Source organism: Pseudoalteromonas sp. CR1 (genome assembly GCF_019392235.1).
Classification (GTDB): domain Bacteria; phylum Pseudomonadota; class Gammaproteobacteria; order Enterobacterales; family Alteromonadaceae; genus Pseudoalteromonas.
The window spans coordinates 1-433 of the sequence record NZ_JAHXRM010000050.1 but is presented as its reverse complement, the minus strand read 5'-3'; the positions used below and the strand labels follow the sequence as shown (position 1 = coordinate 433).

Sequence of the window (433 nt, the reverse complement as noted above, 5' to 3'; positions counted from 1 at the left end):
GCTTGCCGAGGGTCGGTTTGACGCTGGTCAGCGCTTCACGCGCGCGCTGTTCCTGGTCGATGGCGCCCACCAGTGCGTCCTGTTCTTCGCGGCTCAGCCATTGGGCGTCGTGGGGTTTGGAGTCCAGCCAGAACCACACGAAGAACCCCAGTGCGACGGACGCCAGGCCCTCAATCGCAAACATCCATTGCCAGCCGTGGAAGCCGAAGCCTTCGATTTGCAACAAGGCCCCCGACAATGGGCCGGAGATCAGCGACGCAACCGCCGAGCCGCTGAGGAAGATCGCAATCGCTTTGCCGCGTTCCACACCCGGCAACCAGCGGGTGAAGTAGTAGATCACCCCAGGGAAAAAGCCGGCCTCGGCCACGCCCAACAGAAAGCGCAGCACATAGAACTGGGTTTCGTTCTGGATGAACGCCATCAGTGTGGCGAC

General features: G+C 62.1%; 1 protein-coding gene. It reads right to left on the bottom strand.

Annotated elements, in window-relative coordinates; translation table 11 throughout:
• On the bottom strand, positions 1-433 hold a 433-nt coding region (locus KZZ04_RS18435), incomplete at both ends, for an MFS transporter (protein ID WP_219423676.1).